This is a genomic window from Oceanobacillus sp. FSL H7-0719, from assembly GCF_045040795.1.
Classification (GTDB): domain Bacteria; phylum Bacillota; class Bacilli; order Bacillales; family Amphibacillaceae; genus Oceanobacillus.
Map to the genome: position 1 here is coordinate 1975864 of NZ_CP150301.1, position 17753 is coordinate 1993616.

16 protein-coding genes and 2 other annotated features are annotated in these 17753 nt (G+C 38.9%); of the genes, 2 read left to right on the forward strand and 14 right to left on the reverse strand.

Annotated features, from left to right (window positions below):
• Position 1 precedes the first annotated feature (1 nt).
• The 14 genes from NST93_RS10420 to NST93_RS10485 all read right to left on the reverse strand — a co-directional run bounded on the left by NST93_RS10420 (position 2) and on the right by NST93_RS10485 (position 14610).
• Positions 2 to 1519 carry a sugar ABC transporter ATP-binding protein gene (locus tag NST93_RS10420; RefSeq protein ID WP_405096740.1) on the reverse strand — a complete coding sequence of 506 codons (1518 nt, stop codon included), beginning with the start codon at positions 1517 to 1519 and terminating at the stop codon, positions 2 to 4.
• Entirely contained in the window at positions 1520 to 1915 is a 396-nt protein-coding gene (rbsD, locus tag NST93_RS10425; RefSeq protein WP_405096742.1) for a D-ribose pyranase, read from the reverse strand.
• 49 nt (positions 1916 to 1964) lie between these two features.
• A complete protein-coding gene (rbsK, locus tag NST93_RS10430; protein WP_405096744.1) occupies positions 1965 to 2846 on the reverse strand; it encodes a ribokinase in 882 nt (293 codons plus the stop codon).
• Between the two features lie 5 nt (positions 2847 to 2851).
• Entirely contained in the window at positions 2852 to 3838 is a 987-nt protein-coding gene (locus NST93_RS10435) for a LacI family DNA-binding transcriptional regulator (RefSeq protein WP_405096746.1), read from the reverse strand.
• Between the two features lie 298 nt (positions 3839 to 4136).
• Positions 4137 to 5603 (reverse strand): methyl-accepting chemotaxis protein, encoded by a 1467-nt coding sequence (locus NST93_RS10440; RefSeq protein ID WP_405096748.1) that lies wholly within the window; start codon positions 5601 to 5603, stop codon positions 4137 to 4139.
• A gap of 582 nt (positions 5604 to 6185) precedes the next feature.
• Complete coding sequence (locus NST93_RS10445; protein ID WP_405096750.1) at positions 6186 to 6782, reverse strand: hypothetical protein; 597 nt, start codon at positions 6780 to 6782, stop codon at positions 6186 to 6188.
• Positions 6783 to 6968: 186 nt separating this feature from the next.
• Positions 6969 to 7787, reverse strand: coding sequence for a tryptophan synthase subunit alpha (gene trpA / locus NST93_RS10450; RefSeq protein ID WP_405096752.1), 819 nt, complete (start codon positions 7785 to 7787; stop codon positions 6969 to 6971).
• Positions 7787 to 8986: a tryptophan synthase subunit beta gene (gene trpB, locus NST93_RS10455; RefSeq protein ID WP_405096754.1), complete on the reverse strand. Its 1200-nt coding sequence runs from the start codon at positions 8984 to 8986 to the stop codon at positions 7787 to 7789. The genes trpA and trpB overlap by 1 nt, the downstream gene beginning before the upstream one ends.
• On the reverse strand, positions 8983 to 9603 hold the full coding sequence (locus NST93_RS10460; RefSeq protein WP_405096755.1) for a phosphoribosylanthranilate isomerase: 621 nt from the start codon (positions 9601 to 9603) through the stop codon (positions 8983 to 8985). Before NST93_RS10460 ends, trpB begins: the two co-directional genes overlap by 4 nt.
• Positions 9604 to 10389: an indole-3-glycerol phosphate synthase TrpC gene (trpC, locus tag NST93_RS10465; RefSeq protein ID WP_405096757.1), complete on the reverse strand. Its 786-nt coding sequence runs from the start codon at positions 10387 to 10389 to the stop codon at positions 9604 to 9606. It abuts the gene before it with no gap.
• Positions 10390 to 11415, reverse strand: coding sequence for an anthranilate phosphoribosyltransferase (gene trpD, locus NST93_RS10470; RefSeq protein WP_405103830.1), 1026 nt, complete (start codon positions 11413 to 11415; stop codon positions 10390 to 10392). It abuts the gene before it with no gap.
• Positions 11399 to 11524: a glutamine amidotransferase-related protein gene (locus NST93_RS10475; RefSeq protein ID WP_405096759.1), complete on the reverse strand. Its 126-nt coding sequence runs from the start codon at positions 11522 to 11524 to the stop codon at positions 11399 to 11401. The genes trpD and NST93_RS10475 overlap by 17 nt, the downstream gene beginning before the upstream one ends.
• Complete coding sequence (gene trpE / locus NST93_RS10480) at positions 11508 to 12917, reverse strand: anthranilate synthase component I (protein ID WP_405096761.1); 1410 nt, start codon at positions 12915 to 12917, stop codon at positions 11508 to 11510. Before trpE ends, NST93_RS10475 begins: the two co-directional genes overlap by 17 nt.
• Positions 12918 to 12984: 67 nt before the next feature.
• Positions 12985 to 13262 (reverse strand) — a binding site (T-box leader).
• A gap of 77 nt (positions 13263 to 13339) precedes the next feature.
• Positions 13340 to 13595 (reverse strand) — a binding site (T-box leader).
• 85 nt (positions 13596 to 13680) lie between these two features.
• Positions 13681 to 14610, reverse strand: coding sequence for a threonine/serine dehydratase (locus tag NST93_RS10485; RefSeq protein WP_405096763.1), 930 nt, complete (start codon positions 14608 to 14610; stop codon positions 13681 to 13683).
• Positions 14611 to 15399: 789 nt separating this feature from the next.
• Here NST93_RS10485 and NST93_RS10490 point away from each other — a divergent pair.
• Together NST93_RS10490 and NST93_RS10495 are read left to right on the forward strand one after the other, a co-directional pair.
• Positions 15400 to 15990 (forward strand): TasA family protein, encoded by a 591-nt coding sequence (locus NST93_RS10490; protein ID WP_405096765.1) that lies wholly within the window; start codon positions 15400 to 15402, stop codon positions 15988 to 15990.
• A gap of 92 nt (positions 15991 to 16082) precedes the next feature.
• On the forward strand, positions 16083 to 17651 hold the full coding sequence (locus NST93_RS10495) for a M4 family metallopeptidase (RefSeq protein ID WP_405103832.1): 1569 nt from the start codon (positions 16083 to 16085) through the stop codon (positions 17649 to 17651).
• Positions 17652 to 17753 lie beyond the last annotated feature (102 nt).

Here is a 17753-nt window from a genome sequence, read left to right on the forward strand (position 1 = left end):
ATTACTCGCCCCCTGTCGCTGCCATCATAATTTTTTCTTGTGTTGCTTCATGTTTCTCAAAGAAAGCCTTAACTTTTCCTTCATGCATTACCATGACCCTGTCACTCACACCTAATATTTCCGGCAGCTCTGAAGAGATCATTATAATTGCAACTCCATCCTCTGCAAGCTGATTCATTATTGAATAGATTTCCTTTTTAGCTCCTATATCTACGCCTCTTGTTGGTTCGTCCAAAATCAACACTTGTGGATTCGTACCTAGCCATTTAGCAATTACTACTTTTTGCTGATTCCCGCCACTTAGCGTTCCCGTAGTTTGTTCCCTATTGCTCGTTTTAACATGAAGTCTCTGAATCAATTTATCTGCTAATTTTCTTTCTTGTTTAGCCTCAATCACTCCCAATCTCGAAATCCCGCCGAAGTTGGTTAACGAAATATTTTCGCGTATAGGAAAATCTAAAATTAAACCTTGTCCCTTTCGATCTTCAGTTATAAATCCGATTCCCTCTTTAATAAGGCTGCCAGGATGATTCGTCTTAATTGGCTTTCCGTTCAACTTTACTGTTCCTTCATCCTTTTTTCGGTGACCAAAAATTGTTTCCATCAACTCTGTCCGCCCTGCTCCCATGAGTCCTGAAACCCCTAATATTTCTCCCTTCCTGACTTCAAAATGGATATCTTCAAATAACCCTTTTACGGTCAAGCTTTCCACTTGAAAAACAACATCTCCGATACTATTATTCTTTTCTGGAAAACGGCCGCCCAGCTCACGGCCGACCATCATTTTTACAATAGATTCAAAATTAGTCTCTGGAATATTCTCTGTCCCGATATAATTGCCGTCCCTTAAAATAGTTATACGATCACAAATTTGGAAGATTTCTTCCATTCTGTGTGAGATATAAACAAATGCTACGCCTTTTTTCTTTAGTGAATCAATTGCTTTAAATAGATTTTCAATTTCACGATCAGTTAATGCTGACGTTGGTTCATCCATGATAATTAATTCAGCATGTGTAGAGAGTGCCCGAGCTATTTCTACCATTTGTTGTTTTCCAACTGACAAATCACCAGCCAAATCTTGTGGCCTTATGTTTGACACACCCAATGCGCTTAAACTTTCAGCAGCTAGTTTATTCATTTTATTTGTATTTAAAATTCCGGTTTTGCCATAAGTGATTTCTTTTCCGAGAAATATATTTTGGGCCACTGTCAGATAAGGTATTATATTTAACTCCTGATGGATAACGACAATTCCTTTTTCTTCTGCCTGCTTTGGATTCGTAAAGTTAACTTCACTCTCATTCACTTTAATTGTTCCATTGTCACGGGCATGAATACCAGTTAAAATTTTGACCAGAGTAGACTTCCCGGCACCGTTCTCTCCCATTAGCGCATGGATTTCTCCCCTTCTAACATCGAAATTAACAGTGTTCAATACCTGGTTTCCTGAAAATGATTTACTTATATTTTCCATTTCAATTATTGGTGTGCTATCCAATGAACTCACCTCTCTCATTTAAAATATTACACCGGACTGCAAAATTACATTTGCAAAGGGGGTTGCTTCTCCAGTACGGATAACAGCTTTCACTTCATTAATTCTTTGTTTCAGCTTTTCATGTGAAAGATATTCAATTGGCAACGTTTCATTATCTTGTATTAGCTTCACATGCAGTTTACTGTTTTCTGTTTTAATTTCTTCCGCAAGAATCAGCTTTTCAACTTCCATTTCAGTTAAAATGAGTTCCAATACCGATAAAAAACTAGGAGTTCCCAGCTTAAGCGAAACATCAATACAAGAAATATCATTAGGTATTGGCAATCCGCTATCCGCAATAATGATTGTGTCTGTATGTCCCAGTGTTGCAAGCAACGCAGATATATCCCGATTCAATATCCCTGATTTTTTCATTATCTATTTCCTCCATCCAGTAACATTTCTTAACGATAATTAAACAATCCTAATTACTTCTAAGAAATGCTTCTACCTCATTACGCCTTGGCATGCCACCTTGCGCGCCAATTTTTGTAATTGACATTGCTGCAGCTGCATTTGCAAAACGTACCGCCTCATCCAAGGACACACCGTTTGCAATCCCCGTGGCAAATGCACCATTGAAAGTATCCCCAGCACCTGTCGTATCTTTAACTTCTACAGAATGTGGCGGTACACTCATAAGAGATTCGTCACGATAATATTCAACACCTTCTCCACCTCGAGTGATAATTAACTTTTCCTTTAATGCAGAAATTGGTATATCCTTTTCCATCGCCTTAAGTTCTATTTCATTTGGTGTCAAATAAGTAGACTTCTCATAAAGAACTGGTGGAAGCAGCTGAAAAGGTGCTGGATTGACAATCACTGGAATGTCGTATTCAGCTGCAATGTTCAGCGAGTAAACAACGGTTTCCATTGGTATTTCCAACTGCAGTATAATCACATCACTATGAATAAGTAATTGTTTATGTTTTTCTACTTGCAGGGATGTAACACATTCATTCGCACCGGGAACTACGATAATGCGATTATCATTTTCCGATACAATAATGTTTGCAGCCCCAGTAGACTTTTCATCAATCTTGCTAATACCATCTGTATGAATATTCTCTGAAAGTAAGTGTGCCAATAATGTTTCGCCAAATGAATCTCCACCCACAGCCCCAATCATGTGCACGTTGGCACCAAGTCTGGCAGCAGCAACTGCCTGATTTGCACCCTTACCTCCCGGATATTCTGCAAACCCCTTGCCGAGTACAGTCTCTCCCTTGGCGGGGACCTTATCTGTTTCAATTACTAAATCCATGTTAATACTTCCAATAACACAGACATTCGCTTTAGACAATGTTCCTACCTCCTCTTTCTTGTTGATTGCCTCTCAATTAACTCTACTGGAAATTCCACCGTTTTCTTAGGGATGTCCGGATCATTAATTTGTTCGATTAATAATTCTGCTGCACGGGAACCCATTTTATAAATAGGCTGAGCAACTGTAGTTAGTGTAGGTGTTGTAGTTTCACCTAAAGAAATTCCATCAAATCCGATAATGGAAATATCATGTGGCACTTGCATCTCCAATTCTTCAATTGCTTTTAAAGCCCCTGCACCCATCACATCATTCCCAACAAATAGACCATCAATTTCCGGGTGTTCCAATAATAGTTTTTTAATTGCATCTTTAGCTTTTTGCATATTATAATCACCCGATACAATATAATCTGTTGAAAACCATTCTTCATCCTTTACCACATCCAGATAGCCTTGCTTCCTTTCCTCCGTATTACTTGCATTTTCAGGTCCAGTTATATGTGCGATTACTTTACAATCAATCACTTTCAAATGTTCTGCAGCAAGTCTTGCGCCTTGTCGGTTATTAGATTTAACATTCGATAGATTCGTATCAAATGTTCTATCCAGAGAGATGATAGGAACATTTATCTCCTTCGTATGCTCTCCTGTCAGCGTACTTGAAACAATGATTAAACCGTCGACAGATTTCTGTTGTAATGCATTTAAATATGCAAGTTCTTTTTCTATTGAATGATCTGTGTTGCATAAAACAAATGTATATCCATAAGAATTGCATATATCTTCTACCGACCTCGCTAGTTCTGGAAAGAAAGGGTTCATTATATCTGGCACAAGTAATGCAATCATTTTTGATTTTCCTTTGAACAAGCTTCTCGCCACATCATTTGGCTTATACTTTAAATCATGAATAGATTGCTCTACTTTTTCTCTTGTCTTTGGACTGACATAACCTTTTTTATTTAATACACGTGACACTGTCGCAACAGATACACCCGCTCGCTTTGCTACTTCTCTTATCGTAACCATAGAATCCTTTACCTTCCATTTGCATAATTTTCCTCGATGTGTAACCGGTTACACATTGTTTTAAATAAAAAACGCATAACTATAATTAATCCGAATAGCATATGTAACCCGTTACATATCATTTTAAAACGCTTTCAATCCATTGTCAATAAAAATTTATGATAAGGGGGCACTTCAGGTTCGTGAACTGGAAAGCAATCATCGTATGAATCAGCTGCAATCCCAGTAATTCTCTTAAAAAATCCTGAAACCAATGAATATATCAGTTTCAGGATTCTTATTTTATCTTATAAATTATTTAAACAAGGCTTTTTGCAACTGTCTCTGTATTTGCCATCTCTTGCCCGATAAATTCGTTCTGTTTATTCAGGTTTTCTATTGTTGCACTCATTTCTTCCAGGTTAGCAGAGGATTGCTCAATGATTGCTGCCAGTTCATTCGTTGACTCACCAACAACAGTAGAGTTTTCTTCAACATTTACTGCTAATTTTTCAAAACTTGTAAACTGATTATTTAATTCTTCAAGATAAGAAGTTAGTTCACCAAACGCTTGATTTACTTGGTCTGTACTTTCTAAATTATGTTTACTCATTGTCAGATTTTCATTCATCTTTTCCAATGTGGATTGGTGTGTCTCATTTACTTCTTTAAGATTATTCGTAATTTTTTCAGCTGCTTGATTTGTCGTTTCGGCTAATTTTCGTATTTCATCCGCAACAACGGAAAAACCTTTCCCTGCTTCACCCGCTCTTGCTGCTTCAATGGATGCATTTAATGCTAATAGATTTGTCTGCTGACTTACATCAATAATGCTTTGTGAAAATATATTTGTTTCGCTGATTTTATTGGATAATGCATTAAATGCTTCACTCATTTCCACAATATACTGGAGTAAATTATCCGTATTCGTGTATAGCTCACTTAACAATGTATTTCCTTTTGAGGCAGTATCAGCAGATTTCTCAAAGCCTTTCTTAAGTGCTTGTGTTTCATCAAGCATGATACTGGTTTGCTGTAACGTATGTTGTGCACTATTGTTTATTTCAGATATCTTCTCATTCTGATCACTGCTTCCTACAGCAATTTCGTTAATTGCTATCGCTATTTCTTCTTGAGAGCGGACATTATCCTGTGTTTTCTTATTCACCTCTGAAAGGCTTGAAATAATATTATCCACATGTCTTTCAAGATGCAATCGCGCTTCCTCTTTTTCAATCTTCTCTTCTTCGCTTCGTGTCAGAATCTCTTCAAGATGACCTTGCTGCTTCCCATTCAAATGAATAAGAATGACACTTAAAAAACCTGCCAGAATATATGTAGCCATTGTAACAGAAAGATTTTCCTTTAAATAAACCGCGTCTGCCTGAGCCAGGAATCCGTTCAAAAACAGACCAACCCCGCCCGATATAAAACCAATAAAAAATACAGACTTCATTAGAAAAATCGTGGACATAAATAAAAGAAAGAAAAATATCACTGTTAGTGACAGATTACTTTGGTATAAAAATATTCCAAGTACTGCATATATGTAAGCGATGCTGACCAAGAAATAAGGGTATAGCATATCTTTTTTTATTATACGTTTTAAAGCTAAATAAATAAGTATTAATATAATTAATTCTGAACCATAATACATTGCCTTTTGTGCTTCTCCTTGGACGAGAGACAGTGCCAAAGCACTAAATATAGAAATTGAAAAGGCACCCAGCGCTAAGAAATTCTTCTTTACTATGTCTGAGAGCTTTAACTCCTCCACTTTACTCATCTATTTTCCCCCTTAACATTACTTTTTACCTATCATCTACTATATCGGCAAAATAAAAAATTTGTTTAAGCAGATAAGTTTATTTCTTGGGAACAAAAAGGGGAGCTGGAACAAAAGACATATAATATATTAAAATCCGAACGGTATCTTACATTCGTTCGGATTTTAAATAAACTACTGATTACTTTAATTTAGAGCAAATTTCCACCTAAAGATAGCGGAAATTTGAAGAATCTTCATTAATAAGGTTGCGCTTAGACAATATAAAACTGGATTTCGAAAAACTGTTTTTGATAAGTTTTCTCTCTGCCCGAAGAAATCAGGATTGTTCTTTTGCGGGTGGTCAGAACGCTTCTTTAAGCCTTTGGGATTGAGATCAGCGGTGAAACTGTCTATGAGAATTTTTCTATAAGACAATAACAGCAAGATTAGTCGTGAAACTGGCTATAAGAACTCCAACTGTCTAGAAAAAACAGAGTTATTCCGTCTTAAGATGATCAGTACTTTCTATCGACTGTCAGAAAATAGCTTTTATTAATCTTTTATATCGTTGGCATTAGTTATATCCAGGCCGCTTTCTGTTTATAAAATCAAATAAATAAGTCGGTAAACAAAATAGAAACCGGCAACAAACAGGATTGCTGTTTTAAAATTGTTTTTCGCAATGAATAGGTAAGAAATTAAAAATATACTTAAATATAAAAACGTATAGCCAAGTGAGCTGAACCAGGAATGGATTGTAACGTCGATTAGTTCCAATGGCAATGATATGACTAAAAATACACTTGGTATCACAAGCAGTGCGCCCAGCTTTTCAAAGAAAAAGTTTAAATCATATTTTCTGCCTTTTTTTTCAGCAAAGCTCTTGAATACAAATATTATTCCCGCAAGTGCCACCCCATAAGCAATTGCCCGTTCAAAATAATTGAAGTAATCACTAAACCCAAAATACCGCAATGAATCGAGATAATTAAAAATCGTAACAATGCTGCTTAATGCGACGAGCGCAAGAAAAATGATAATTGTTATTAAACCAAATTGATGCTTGCCCCGCACATTTTCTGATAGAAGCTGGTCAGGATCTTTGATAATTTGAACTACATATTGAAAATAATTACCTATTTGTTCCTTTCCATTATTCTCCTTTTGCTTTTCTGCCACTTCATTTTGATTTTCCATATTCCTCACTATCCCTCCATTTTAAATATAGTTATTCCTTATGATATAGAAGTTTCAGTGAAAATCATATATAAAACGGACAGAATAAATCATAAGCACTATACTTTTCTTGAGTTAGGAAAAAGGTGGGAGACTGGGAAACAGCAGAGCAACAGGAAGATTCCCTGAACTGGTTAGCAGATTGGTTCAAGGAAAATCCATGTGGGCTTTCTGTTCCAGCCTCTTCCAGCTTAGCACACTGCCTCCAATCAGCTTTCTGATCTCCTCTGTTTCTCCAGCATGCAGAAGCTCAACGATTTTACTGCCTACAATTACTCCATCGCAATGCTCGCCAAGTACGCGGGCCTGTTCGCTATTGGATACACCAAAACCTGCAAGTACTGGAACGTTGCTGTATTCTTTCAGTGCTTGCAAATAGGAGGAAACCTGCAAATCATGGTTCGCCCGGGCACCTGTTGTTCCATTAACAGCTACCGCATAGAGAAAGCCTTCTGATCGTTTTGCCAATTCAAGCAATCGCTCTTTTGGACTTGTCATTGCAGCCAGTCTGACAAAGGCAATATCATTCGCCTCTAAAGCCGAAGCAATAATTGGTTCTTCTTCCATCGACAGGTCAGGGATAATGACACCATCGACACCTGCATGCTGACAAGCTTCTGCAAATCTCTCCATTCCATAAGCTATGACAGGATTTAAGTAGGTCATGATAACAATAGGAATGGAGCGCGTGTCCTTCCCGGCTTGAAGTATTTCTAAAACACGCGTAAGATTCGTCCCATTTTCCAGTGCCCGGATTCCGGCTGCTTGAATGGTTGGGCCATCTGCAACAGGGTCTGAGAAAGGAATACCGAGCTCAATTGCGCCGGCCCCGCATGCTTGTAAAAAGTTGATCCTTTCCTCCAGTACATCGAGTCCGCCATCACCTGCCATTATAAAAGGAGAAAAGATTTTTTGATTTGAATGGATCTTTTCCTGTAATGCTTTTTCCAGCTTCGCTTTCCCCATTATAAACTCCCTCCAATCTGATTTTGCACTTGCTCAACGTCTTTATCTCCCCGACCTGAAAGACAGATGACGATTGTCTCTTCTGGCGTCATTTCCTGAACCAGCTTCATGGCATAGGCAACAGCGTGTGAACTCTCTAATGCTGGGATAATTCCTTCTGTTTGAGATAAAAATTGAAATGCCTCCAATGCTTCCTTATCTGTGGTTGATGTGTATGTCACGCGCTTCGTATCCTTCAAATGACTGTGTTCTGGTCCAACACCTGGATAATCAAGACCTGCAGATATGGAGTACGCTTCTTCAATTTGTCCATGTTCATCCTGTAACAGATGAGTCAGCGTGCCATGCAGTACACCAATACTTCCATCTGTAAGCGTTGCAGCATGTTTATTTGCTGCAATTCCTGCACCACCTGCTTCTACTCCAAACAGAGCTACCTCTTCATCACCAATAAACGGATAAAACATCCCCATTGCATTACTTCCTCCGCCAACACAAGCGATAACCACTTCTGGAAGCTTGCCGTCCTGTTCAATTATTTGTTTTCTCGTTTCAGAACCAATTACAGATTGAAAATCTCTGACAATTTTAGGGAATGGATGTGGTCCGACGACAGAGCCAATAATATAATGCGTGTCTTCCACATGATTGACCCAGTAGCGCAGTGCCTCATTCACTGCGTCCTTTAATGTGCCGCTCCCCTGTGAAACGCTCCTGACTTCCGCGCCAAGAAGTTCCATTCGAAAAACATTCAGTTTTTGCCTGCGAATGTCTTCTTCTCCCATAAACACGATACAGTCAAGTCCAAGCAATGCACAAACTGTCGCTGTCGCTACACCATGCTGGCCTGCGCCTGTTTCAGCAACGACCTTTTTCTTGCCCATTCGCAAGGTGAGCAGCGCCTGGCCGATTGTATTATTGATTTTATGTGCGCCTGTATGGTTAAGATCCTCCCTCTTCAGATAAATCTTTGCTCCAGCTAATCTTTTTGTTAATTGTTCGGCAAAATATAAGGGTGTTTCCCGGCCAATATAGTTTTTTAAATAATAATTTAATTCCTCGATAAATTTTGGATCTCTCATCGCTGCTTCATATGCTTCCTCTAATTCTAATACAGCAGGCATTAATAATTCCGGAATGAATCTCCCGCCAAAAACCCCATACTTCCCTTGTTTATCTGGCATCGTATATGCTGTCATCTCACTTCATCCTTTCTCATTTGTTTTGCATTGGCAATAAATTGTTTGATTTTCGCACTGTCTTTTTTTCCTTCTGTTTCAACCCCACTGGAAACATCGACAGCCATAGGGTTTATCTTTTCAATTCCTGTTCTCACATTTTCTGGTGTGAGTCCACCAGCCAAAATTAATTTATTGCAGTCCATAGATACATCTTCAACTAACTCCCAATCAAATGCTGTCCCGCTGCCACCGCGATATTTTTTGCCAGGTGTATCAATCAGATAATAATCACATGGATAGTCCATCATCGTTTCTATTGCATGTTTTTCTGCTGGGAAAGCTTTGATAATTTCATATGGCAGCTGTTCAGCAATTTCTGGAGCCTCATCCCCATGCAGCTGAATCACATCTAAACCTACTTTCTCGGCAATATCTTTCATATTTTCAATTGTTTCATTTACAAAAACACCAACCTTTTTTACCGTGCTGGGAAAAGCCTCTGCGATTGTTGCAGCTTCATCTGCAGCAATCTTTCTTTTACTGTCGGCAAAAACAAATCCGATAAAATCTGCACCACTGGAAACCGCAGCATCGAGCGCCTCCTTTGTGGTTATCCCACAAATTTTAACAAGCATTTATTTCACTCCCTTAACCGCTAAGGGCAGCTGAAACTGTTCAAAGGTGGTTTCTAAATCTGCTGACTGCATCAATGTTTCTCCAACTAGGATTGCATCTGCCCCTGCATTTGCTGCACGTTCTGCGTCCTTCCTCGTCTTCATGCCGCTTTCACTGATGAGGATTGTATCAGGATTTGTCACCATTGCAGCAAGTTCTTCCGTAGCTTTTATATCCACTTCAAATGTTTTTAAATTACGGTTATTGATGCCGATTATGTCAGGTTTCATTGCAAGGGCACGTTTCATTTCTTCCGCATTGTGCACTTCAACTAAAACCTCTAAGTCTACTACTCGCGCATAGTCGTAAAGGATTTTAAATTGCTCATCTGATAATGCCGCAACGATAAGCAGTATAATATTTGCTCCAGCTGCTTTGGCGTGGTCAATCTGTAACGTATCAATGATAAAATCCTTGCATAAAATCGGGATATTGACCGCTTTTCTTATTTCATGCAAGTCTTGCAATGAACCATTAAAAAAAGTTTTATCAGTCAGTACAGAAATTGCTGCTGCTCCATATTTTTCATATTGCATCGCTTGCTCAATCGGATTCACTTCCATATGAATTGCTCCTTTTGATGGTGACGAACGTTTGATTTCCGCAATAATATTCATTTTGGAAGCTCCAGCAATCTTGCTTTTAAATGCAGGCACAGGTTTTTCATCTGTTTTTAATAAAGGAACGTGAAGCAGTTCAACAATCTCTTTCGCTTTTTCTGTTAATATCTCATCTAGAATCGTCATTTAATACACCTCACTAGGAATTTTATTGCTGAATTCTATCAGCCGTTCTAATCGTTCGAATGCTGCACCTGATAGGATGCTTTCACGGGCCAATTCAATGCCCTCGCTTATTGTGGCAGCCTTCCCGTTTGTGAATATACCAAGGCCAGCATTGAGAAGCACCGTATCAAAGTAAGCTCCTTGCTCTCCTTTCAAAACGGATAAAAGAATTGCTGCATTTTCCTTAGCATCACCGCCACGAATTGCCTCGTTCGCATATACAGGTAAATTAACCTCTTCCGGGTGAAGGCTGTACGATGAAAGCTCGCCATTCTGAAGAATAATGAGATCGTTTGTACCTGCAAGCGACGCCTCATCCATAGAACCGGCACCCGTAACAACAACTGCCCGGCGTCTGCCCAGTCTTTGCAGGGACGCTGCAATCTTAGGAAGCAAGTCTTTTCGATAAACACCAATTAATTGTGTATCAAGTGCAATCGGATTTGTCAGCGGACCAATGACATTAAAAATGGTTGGCAGTCCTAAGTTTTTTCTTACAACGGAAAAAGGCTTTAACGCTTCATGCACATGGGGTGCAAATAGAAAGGCGATTTTATTTTCATAAAGCATTTCCTCAACATGCTGTTTGGAAAAGGAAAGAGAAACACCTAAATGCTCTAAAACGTCTGCACTGCCGGTCTTACTGGAAATACTGCGATTGCCATGCTTTGCGACAGGGATGCCAGCTCCTGCCATGACGAATGCAGAGGTAGTGCTGATATTAAAGCTGTAGGATTGGTCACCACCTGTGCCACAATTATCGATTGCCTCAGGAATTGGATTTGTTTTAAATGAGGACTTCTCGCGAATAACTTCCACTAATCCTGTAATCTCATCTGCTGTTTCTCCTTTTGACTGCAGGGCAGTCAGCAGTGCGGCAATTTCAGATTCGGTTGCTTCATCTGTAAAACAATAGTTTGCTGCAGCTTTCATTTCCTCCACCGTTAAATTTTCTCTGTTAATCACTTTTTTAAGATAGTGTTTCATCATGAACAAGCTCCTTTCCAAGCAGATGTAAAAAGTTTTCAATCATTTGTTTTCCAGTCGGAGTGGCGATAGATTCTGGATGGAACTGCAACTCAATTAATAGGATCAAGCAGCTGCACCTCCAATAAAGACTTTGCCTTGTTCCATGTTTCCTTGTATTCGTTTTCTGCAATTGAATCAGAAACAATCCCAGCTCCTGCCTGCAAATGAGCCTTTCCATCTTTTATTACAAGCGAGCGTATCGTCAATGCGATATTTAAATCATGATTAAAATTGATATAGCCAATCCCGCCGCCATATGCACCCCGCTTCTTTTCCTCCAGCTGATTGATCAGCTGCATTGCTCTTATCCTTGGTGCACCAGACACGGTCCCTGCCGGAAGGGACGCAATCAATGCATCGATGCCGGAAATATCCTCTCTTAACCTTCCTTTTAGTTCAGAAACAAGATGCATTACATGCTGGTATTTCTCTATTTCCATAAAGGTTGGAATCGTAATGCTATTAATCTCACAGACACGGCCAAGATCATTTCTGCTTAAGTCAACGAGCATGCGATGTTCTGCAATTTCTTTTTCGTCTGTAAGCAAATCCTCTTCCAAACTGGCATCTTCCTGTGGGGTTTCTCCTCTGGGACGTGTTCCTGCTATTGGATTTGTTAAGATTTCTTTTCCCGTTGTCTGAATTAAACTTTCTGGTGAAGCCCCTAAGATCAAGTATTCTTCAAAATCCATGTAAAACATGTATGGCGATGGATTTGCTTTCCGCAGTTTCTCATAAAAGCTGTATGAAAAATCAGGATGCTCGTTGATTTGAGCAGTCATTCGCTGCGAAAGCACGACCTGAAGAACCTCACCCTGCTTTATATATTCTTTAGCGATATTTACTTTTTCTTTAAAGCTTGCCTCCGTTATATCAGACTGAAACTGGAGGATGTCACCATATTCGCTGGGAAGCTCTTTATCTTTTAGCAATGTTTCTTTTAGTTTTTGCAAGCTTGCTTCCATAACAGTTTTTGACTGATTATCCAGGTTTATTGCAATGAGATATACGGATTGGCTGCTGTGGTCAAAAGCAATCATTTCTTTATAAAGCATAAGATGAACGTCAGGCATATCGAGTTCGTCTGGAAGCAGATTGCCGATATCCTCAAAATCCCGAATAACATCATAGCCAATATAGCCAACTGCTCCGCCGTAAAACGGCAAAGGCAAATCTATTTCTACTTTCGGCAAGTGAGTTTTAAGATACTGAAACACATTTTCTTTTCTTAACTCTGCTTTTTTCATATCCGAATTAAAAATCATCGTTTGGCCATCACGACCAATTATTTCTTCGTACGGATTCATTCCCAGAAAGGAAAACTTCCCTTTTCTCTCATGCTGGAACGTGCTTTCCAATAAAAACTTTTTATTGCCTGAGAGATTTCGCAGCGCCTGTATGGGGGTTAAATCTTTTGCATCCATTTTTATATAATGGAAATGCGTGTCTTTTTTAGTCATCCTTTCCACTCCTCTATACATTTTTTGCAATAAAAAAGTCCTCTATAAACACATCTCAAATGTGTTTATAGAGGACGTATGTGACCGCGGTGCCACCTCATCTTCGAAAAGAATCATCTTTTCATCTTTTTCAGATACGGAAAAACTTGCATCATGGATGCAGGCAAATCGATATCCTATCCGTGTAACGGCGGAAACCCGTGTTTTCATACTCAAGCAGACATGCTTTTTAAGAAAACCTCTTGTAAGTCCATTCAACAATCTCACACGTGCTGGAATCCCACCATCACCAGCTCTCTGTAACGTTTCTACTGATTGTTTACTCCTCTTACTTAACGATTTATCATTTTTTAAAAGTGCAGCTTGGGCTGCAGTCCTACAGCCAATCATACTGCGAAAAAAATACAAAAAGGCCCCCATCCAAAAAGGACGAGGGACCGTGGTACCACCTTTATTAGCTGAAGAACAGCTCACTTTATTAGTATCAAGCAAAATTGCTGAATACCTGCCTCGGATAACGATGAGACCTATTCGCCAAAGCCTACTGTAAATCCTTAAGATCCGGTTCGGTCTGGAAGCTCAGAAGTCCATTCATTTATTGGAATCACGCTGATTTCCACCAGCCATCAGCTCTCTAAAGTGCTCCGATAAACTACTACTCTTCGTCTTTGCTTGGAGTAATTTATTTATTAGAAATAAGATTAAGACAATTCTTTTAAAATGTCAAGGGGTATTATGTGAAAACCGGAAATAATCTTTTTAATCATAATTTAAGCTCTACATTCCCGCCACTCAGCACACAAACAACATTTTTATTCTCCACGCCCAGTTTCCTGTTCATTGCTGCCGCAACAGTAACCGCACTGGATGGCTCAATGAGCTGTTTCATTCTTTCCAATACAAAAAACTGTGCTTGTTTAATTTCTTCATCTGAAACGAGTACAATATCGTCAACATATTTTTGAATAATAGGGAAAGTCATGTAGCCTGGCTGACTTGCTCTAAGTCCGTCAGCAATTGTATCTGATCTTTCGATTGAAGTGATTTCGCCATTTTTTAATGAAAGATATGTATCATTCGCTGACACTGGTTCAACTCCAATTACTTTCACCTTAGGCTTAGTTTGCTTAATCGCCGTTAAAATACCAGCTAATAATCCGCCGCCACCGATTGGAACAACAATCACATCTGCTTTTGGCAGCTGAGCTAAAATTTCTAATCCGATTGTGCCTTGACCAGCCATTACCAAAGCGTCATTATACGGCGGGATGAAAACTCCATTATGCTCCTTGGCCAGTTCTTTTGCTCTAGCTAGTCTTTCTTCTGAGGTTGTTCCAAACTTCTCAACATTTCCACCATATGCTTTAATTGCATTTTTTTTAACTTCCTTTACATCTTCCGGTACGACAATCGCAGCAGACACTTCCAGCTTATTTGCAATATAGGAAACAGCCTGTCCATGATTGCCACTTGATGCTGCAGTGATGAATGTCGCTTTTTCTTTGATTGCTTTCTTCACTCTGTTTGTTGCACCGCGAATTTTAAATGAACCAGTCTTTTGAAGATGCTCCGCTTTAAAATACATTTCATTCCCGCAAATTTCACTTAGCTGTGCGGAATGCAGCATCGGTGTTTCGTGTATAACGTCTTTTATATCTCTCTTCGCTTGAAGAATATCTTGAACGATGATCATTGACATTCCCCTTTCTATTTATTGGCAATTGAATCTCTGCCTTTGCCCCGTTATTTTTATTTTCTTTTAAGCGGAAAGAACAGCTGATCTGCTTAAAATTTACTTTTTATAAAATTTAATTGTTTCTTACTATTTATGTTACTTACAGGCATTTTAGAAGTAAAGCTAAAACTATCCAGATTCTAAAATAATAGAGAATATTCGGTTATGCTCCGATTCTCTTTCCTATTCGACATAAACAGACAAAACTAGTCTGCTTTTAACAAAAAGACCCTCTATTATTTCTATTACTAGTATTGTATAGTATAATCAATCATACTATTTTGAATATATAAAATTAAATGCAAGAAGTATCACCGAGTGAGAGTTTAGTACTAGTTTTATCGGTATATCTCTATCTTCCCTACATCAAGATTTTCCACGAATGCCATTCATTCAACTCTTACATAGTAAAAACACAGCAGCGCCATTTGAAAAGAACTCTCGTTTCATCGGGTGAAAAGATTTGCTCTCAACGACCGCCCGATGCACACCATGCTGTCTTCGGACGATGAGGAAGGCTTATTCTCAAAACGCGGCGATTTGCTTAAATTTATTTTTCCATATTTTTAAACATAGGTAGCAGCTCTTGCCTTTCTGCATGAACACCTATTATATAGAATTTTTTAGGGGGTGAGTTCCTGGTGACTTCACTAAGAAAGGGGTGTGGTTCTCTAAGAATTCGGGACGTACTTTCTAAAAAAAACAATTTAGTTCTGCCTACCAAAAATTGAAATAGGAGATGAAAAAATGAGCTTAAAGAAAAAGATAGGTTCAAGCGTAATAACAGCAGTATTAGGGGCTACACTGCTCTCTGGAGGGACATTTGCCTACTTTAGTGATCAAGAAACAACGAATAATACTTTCGCAGCAGGTACTTTAGATTTATCTATTAATCCGGAAACAGTGATTAATATAGATAATATTAAGCCTGGCGATTCCATGCTGAAGGAATTTGTTCTTTCAAATGATGGCAGTTTAAAGATAGACACAGTGAACCTGGAAACAGCGTATGCAGTAACGGATGCAGGACTTAATAATACAGATGATTTCGGAAAGCATATCCAAGTCAATTTCCTATGGAATTGGGATAAAGAAAGCGAACCTATTTTTGAAACCACACTTTACGATCTGCAAAATATGGATCCAGATGTTGTGAAAAGAGATTTATGGGATCCATTATGGGAACAAAAAGGCGGTCTTGAGCCAGGAGCTGCGAATGATTTTTGGGTTGAATTTGAGTTCGTAGACAATGATGAAGATCAGAATATATTCCAAGGTGACAGCCTTAACCTGACATGGAAATTCAATGCAACACAAACCGACGGAGAAGAACGTTAATCCCTATTATCCTGTCTGAAAAAATAAACAAACAATAATTTTTTATTTGGAGGATGAAATAAGTGAGAAAAAGGAATAAAATTTTTTCTTCGATGTTGGCTGTCAGTCTAAGTGCAGGGATTTTATTTACGGGCGGTGCAGCTGCCTCTGCTGAAGATTTCAAGATTAACTATGATGAAGCATATAATACTCCCTCTTATATTATTGATAGTTGGGAAGCACCTGTTGAGCTAAACAAAAGTGAGATTGCTTTAGCTTATATTAAAGCGAACAGTAATAAGTTTAAACTATCAAAAAGTGAGACAGAGGAAAGCTTTGAAATAGTAGAAGAGATTGCAGATGAAAACACAGGGACACACCATTTTAAACTTGAACAAGTGTATAACGGAATCCCTCTATTTGCAGGCGGACAAACAATCTCATTAGATGAAAATAATAATGTTACATCTTATTTCGGTAAAGTTGTTCCTAACCTCGATGAAAAGAATCTTGATGCCAAAGCTGCGATTTCCGAGGATGCAGCAATAGAAATTACTAAGGATGCGATTGCGAAAAAAATCGGGACAGTAGAAAAATATGACGGGGAACTAGAAGCCAAACAGTATATTTACGAACATCATGGCGAATTTTACAACACATATCTTGTAACTGCATCGACTACAGAACCTGAGGTTGGATTTTGGCATTACTTTATCGATGTAACCGATGGCAATGTTGTTGACAGTTACAATGCAGCTCACAATGTTACGGCATTTGGAGTTGGTGTATTCGGTGCAAAGCAAAAATTTAAAGCATCTCTTTTAGATGGATTATATGGTCTCCATGATCAAACAAGAGGTCTTGGTGTTCTTACCTTTGATAATGATCGAAATGATGCTCTTGTAACAAGTGTCAGTAAAATGTTTAATGATGGTGCGGCTGTTGATGCCCATGCAAACGCTCAAAAGACATATGACTATTTCTTAAAAACATTCAATCGCAATTCTGTCGATGATAATGGTCAGCGGCTGCTTTCCAGAGTGCATGTGGGTGAAAACTGGAATAATGCATCATGGAATGGAACATATATGTCATATGGTGATGGGGACGGCATCCGGTTTAATAGTCTTGCAGGCGGACTTGATGTTGCTGCACACGAAATGACTCATGGTGTCATTCAGCATAGTGCGAATTTAATTTATAGAAACGAATCTGGTGCATTAAATGAATCCTTTGCTGACATATTCGGCGCGATGGTAGACCGGGATGACTGGATAATCGGTGAAGATATTATGGCTGACGGGACCCTTGGACTTCGTTCGATGGAAGACCCGGCTGTACTCATTGAGAATAGAACTCAGGAGCCTTATCCAGACCATTGGAGCAAGCGCTATGAAGGTACGCTGGATAATGGCGGCGTTCATATCAACAGCAGTATAAACAATAAAGCTGCATACCTTGTTTCAGAAGGTGGAGAACATTATGGTGTGACAGTAGAGGGTGTTGGACGCGAACAAACAGAACAAATCTATTACCGTGCACTTACCCATTATTTAACACGCAGTTCTGATTTTAATATGATGCGGGAGGCTGCAATTCAGTCGGCAGCAGACCTTTACGGGGCTAACTCAGCTGCAGTCGAAGCTGTGAAGCAAGCATATAACGCAGTTGGCGTATATTAAAATCTATTAAAACATATAAAGACAAGTAAAATCTGATACATGCAGCGGATAAACAAGAATCAACACATACTTTACAGTCCGCTGCCCTCCTTTTTCAGAAAT

Coding starts and splice junctions, on each gene's coding strand:
- NST93_RS10495 (WP_405103832.1), top strand. CDS start 16,083: ATGTTGGCTGTCAGTCTAAGTGCAGGGATTTTATTTACGGGCGGTGCA.
- rbsD (WP_405096742.1), bottom strand. CDS start 1,915: ATGAAAAAATCAGGGATATTGAATCGGGATATATCTGCGTTGCTTGCA.
- NST93_RS10490 (WP_405096765.1), top strand. CDS start 15,400: ATGAGCTTAAAGAAAAAGATAGGTTCAAGCGTAATAACAGCAGTATTA.
- trpD (WP_405103830.1), bottom strand. CDS start 11,415: ATGAAACACTATCTTAAAAAAGTGATTAACAGAGAAAATTTAACGGTG.
- trpB (WP_405096754.1), bottom strand. CDS start 8,986: ATGACAGCATATACGATGCCAGATAAACAAGGGAAGTATGGGGTTTTT.
- NST93_RS10440 (WP_405096748.1), bottom strand. CDS start 5,603: ATGAGTAAAGTGGAGGAGTTAAAGCTCTCAGACATAGTAAAGAAGAAT.
- trpE (WP_405096761.1), bottom strand. CDS start 12,917: ATGACTAAAAAAGACACGCATTTCCATTATATAAAAATGGATGCAAAA.
- NST93_RS10485 (WP_405096763.1), bottom strand. CDS start 14,610: ATGATCATCGTTCAAGATATTCTTCAAGCGAAGAGAGATATAAAAGAC.
- trpC (WP_405096757.1), bottom strand. CDS start 10,389: ATGACGATTCTAGATGAGATATTAACAGAAAAAGCGAAAGAGATTGTT.
- NST93_RS10460 (WP_405096755.1), bottom strand. CDS start 9,603: ATGCTTGTTAAAATTTGTGGGATAACCACAAAGGAGGCGCTCGATGCT.
- NST93_RS10445 (WP_405096750.1), bottom strand. CDS start 6,782: ATGGAAAATCAAAATGAAGTGGCAGAAAAGCAAAAGGAGAATAATGGA.
- NST93_RS10420 (WP_405096740.1), bottom strand. CDS start 1,519: ATGAGAGAGGTGAGTTCATTGGATAGCACACCAATAATTGAAATGGAA.
- NST93_RS10435 (WP_405096746.1), bottom strand. CDS start 3,838: ATGGTTACGATAAGAGAAGTAGCAAAGCGAGCGGGTGTATCTGTTGCG.
- trpA (WP_405096752.1), bottom strand. CDS start 7,787: ATGGGGAAAGCGAAGCTGGAAAAAGCATTACAGGAAAAGATCCATTCA.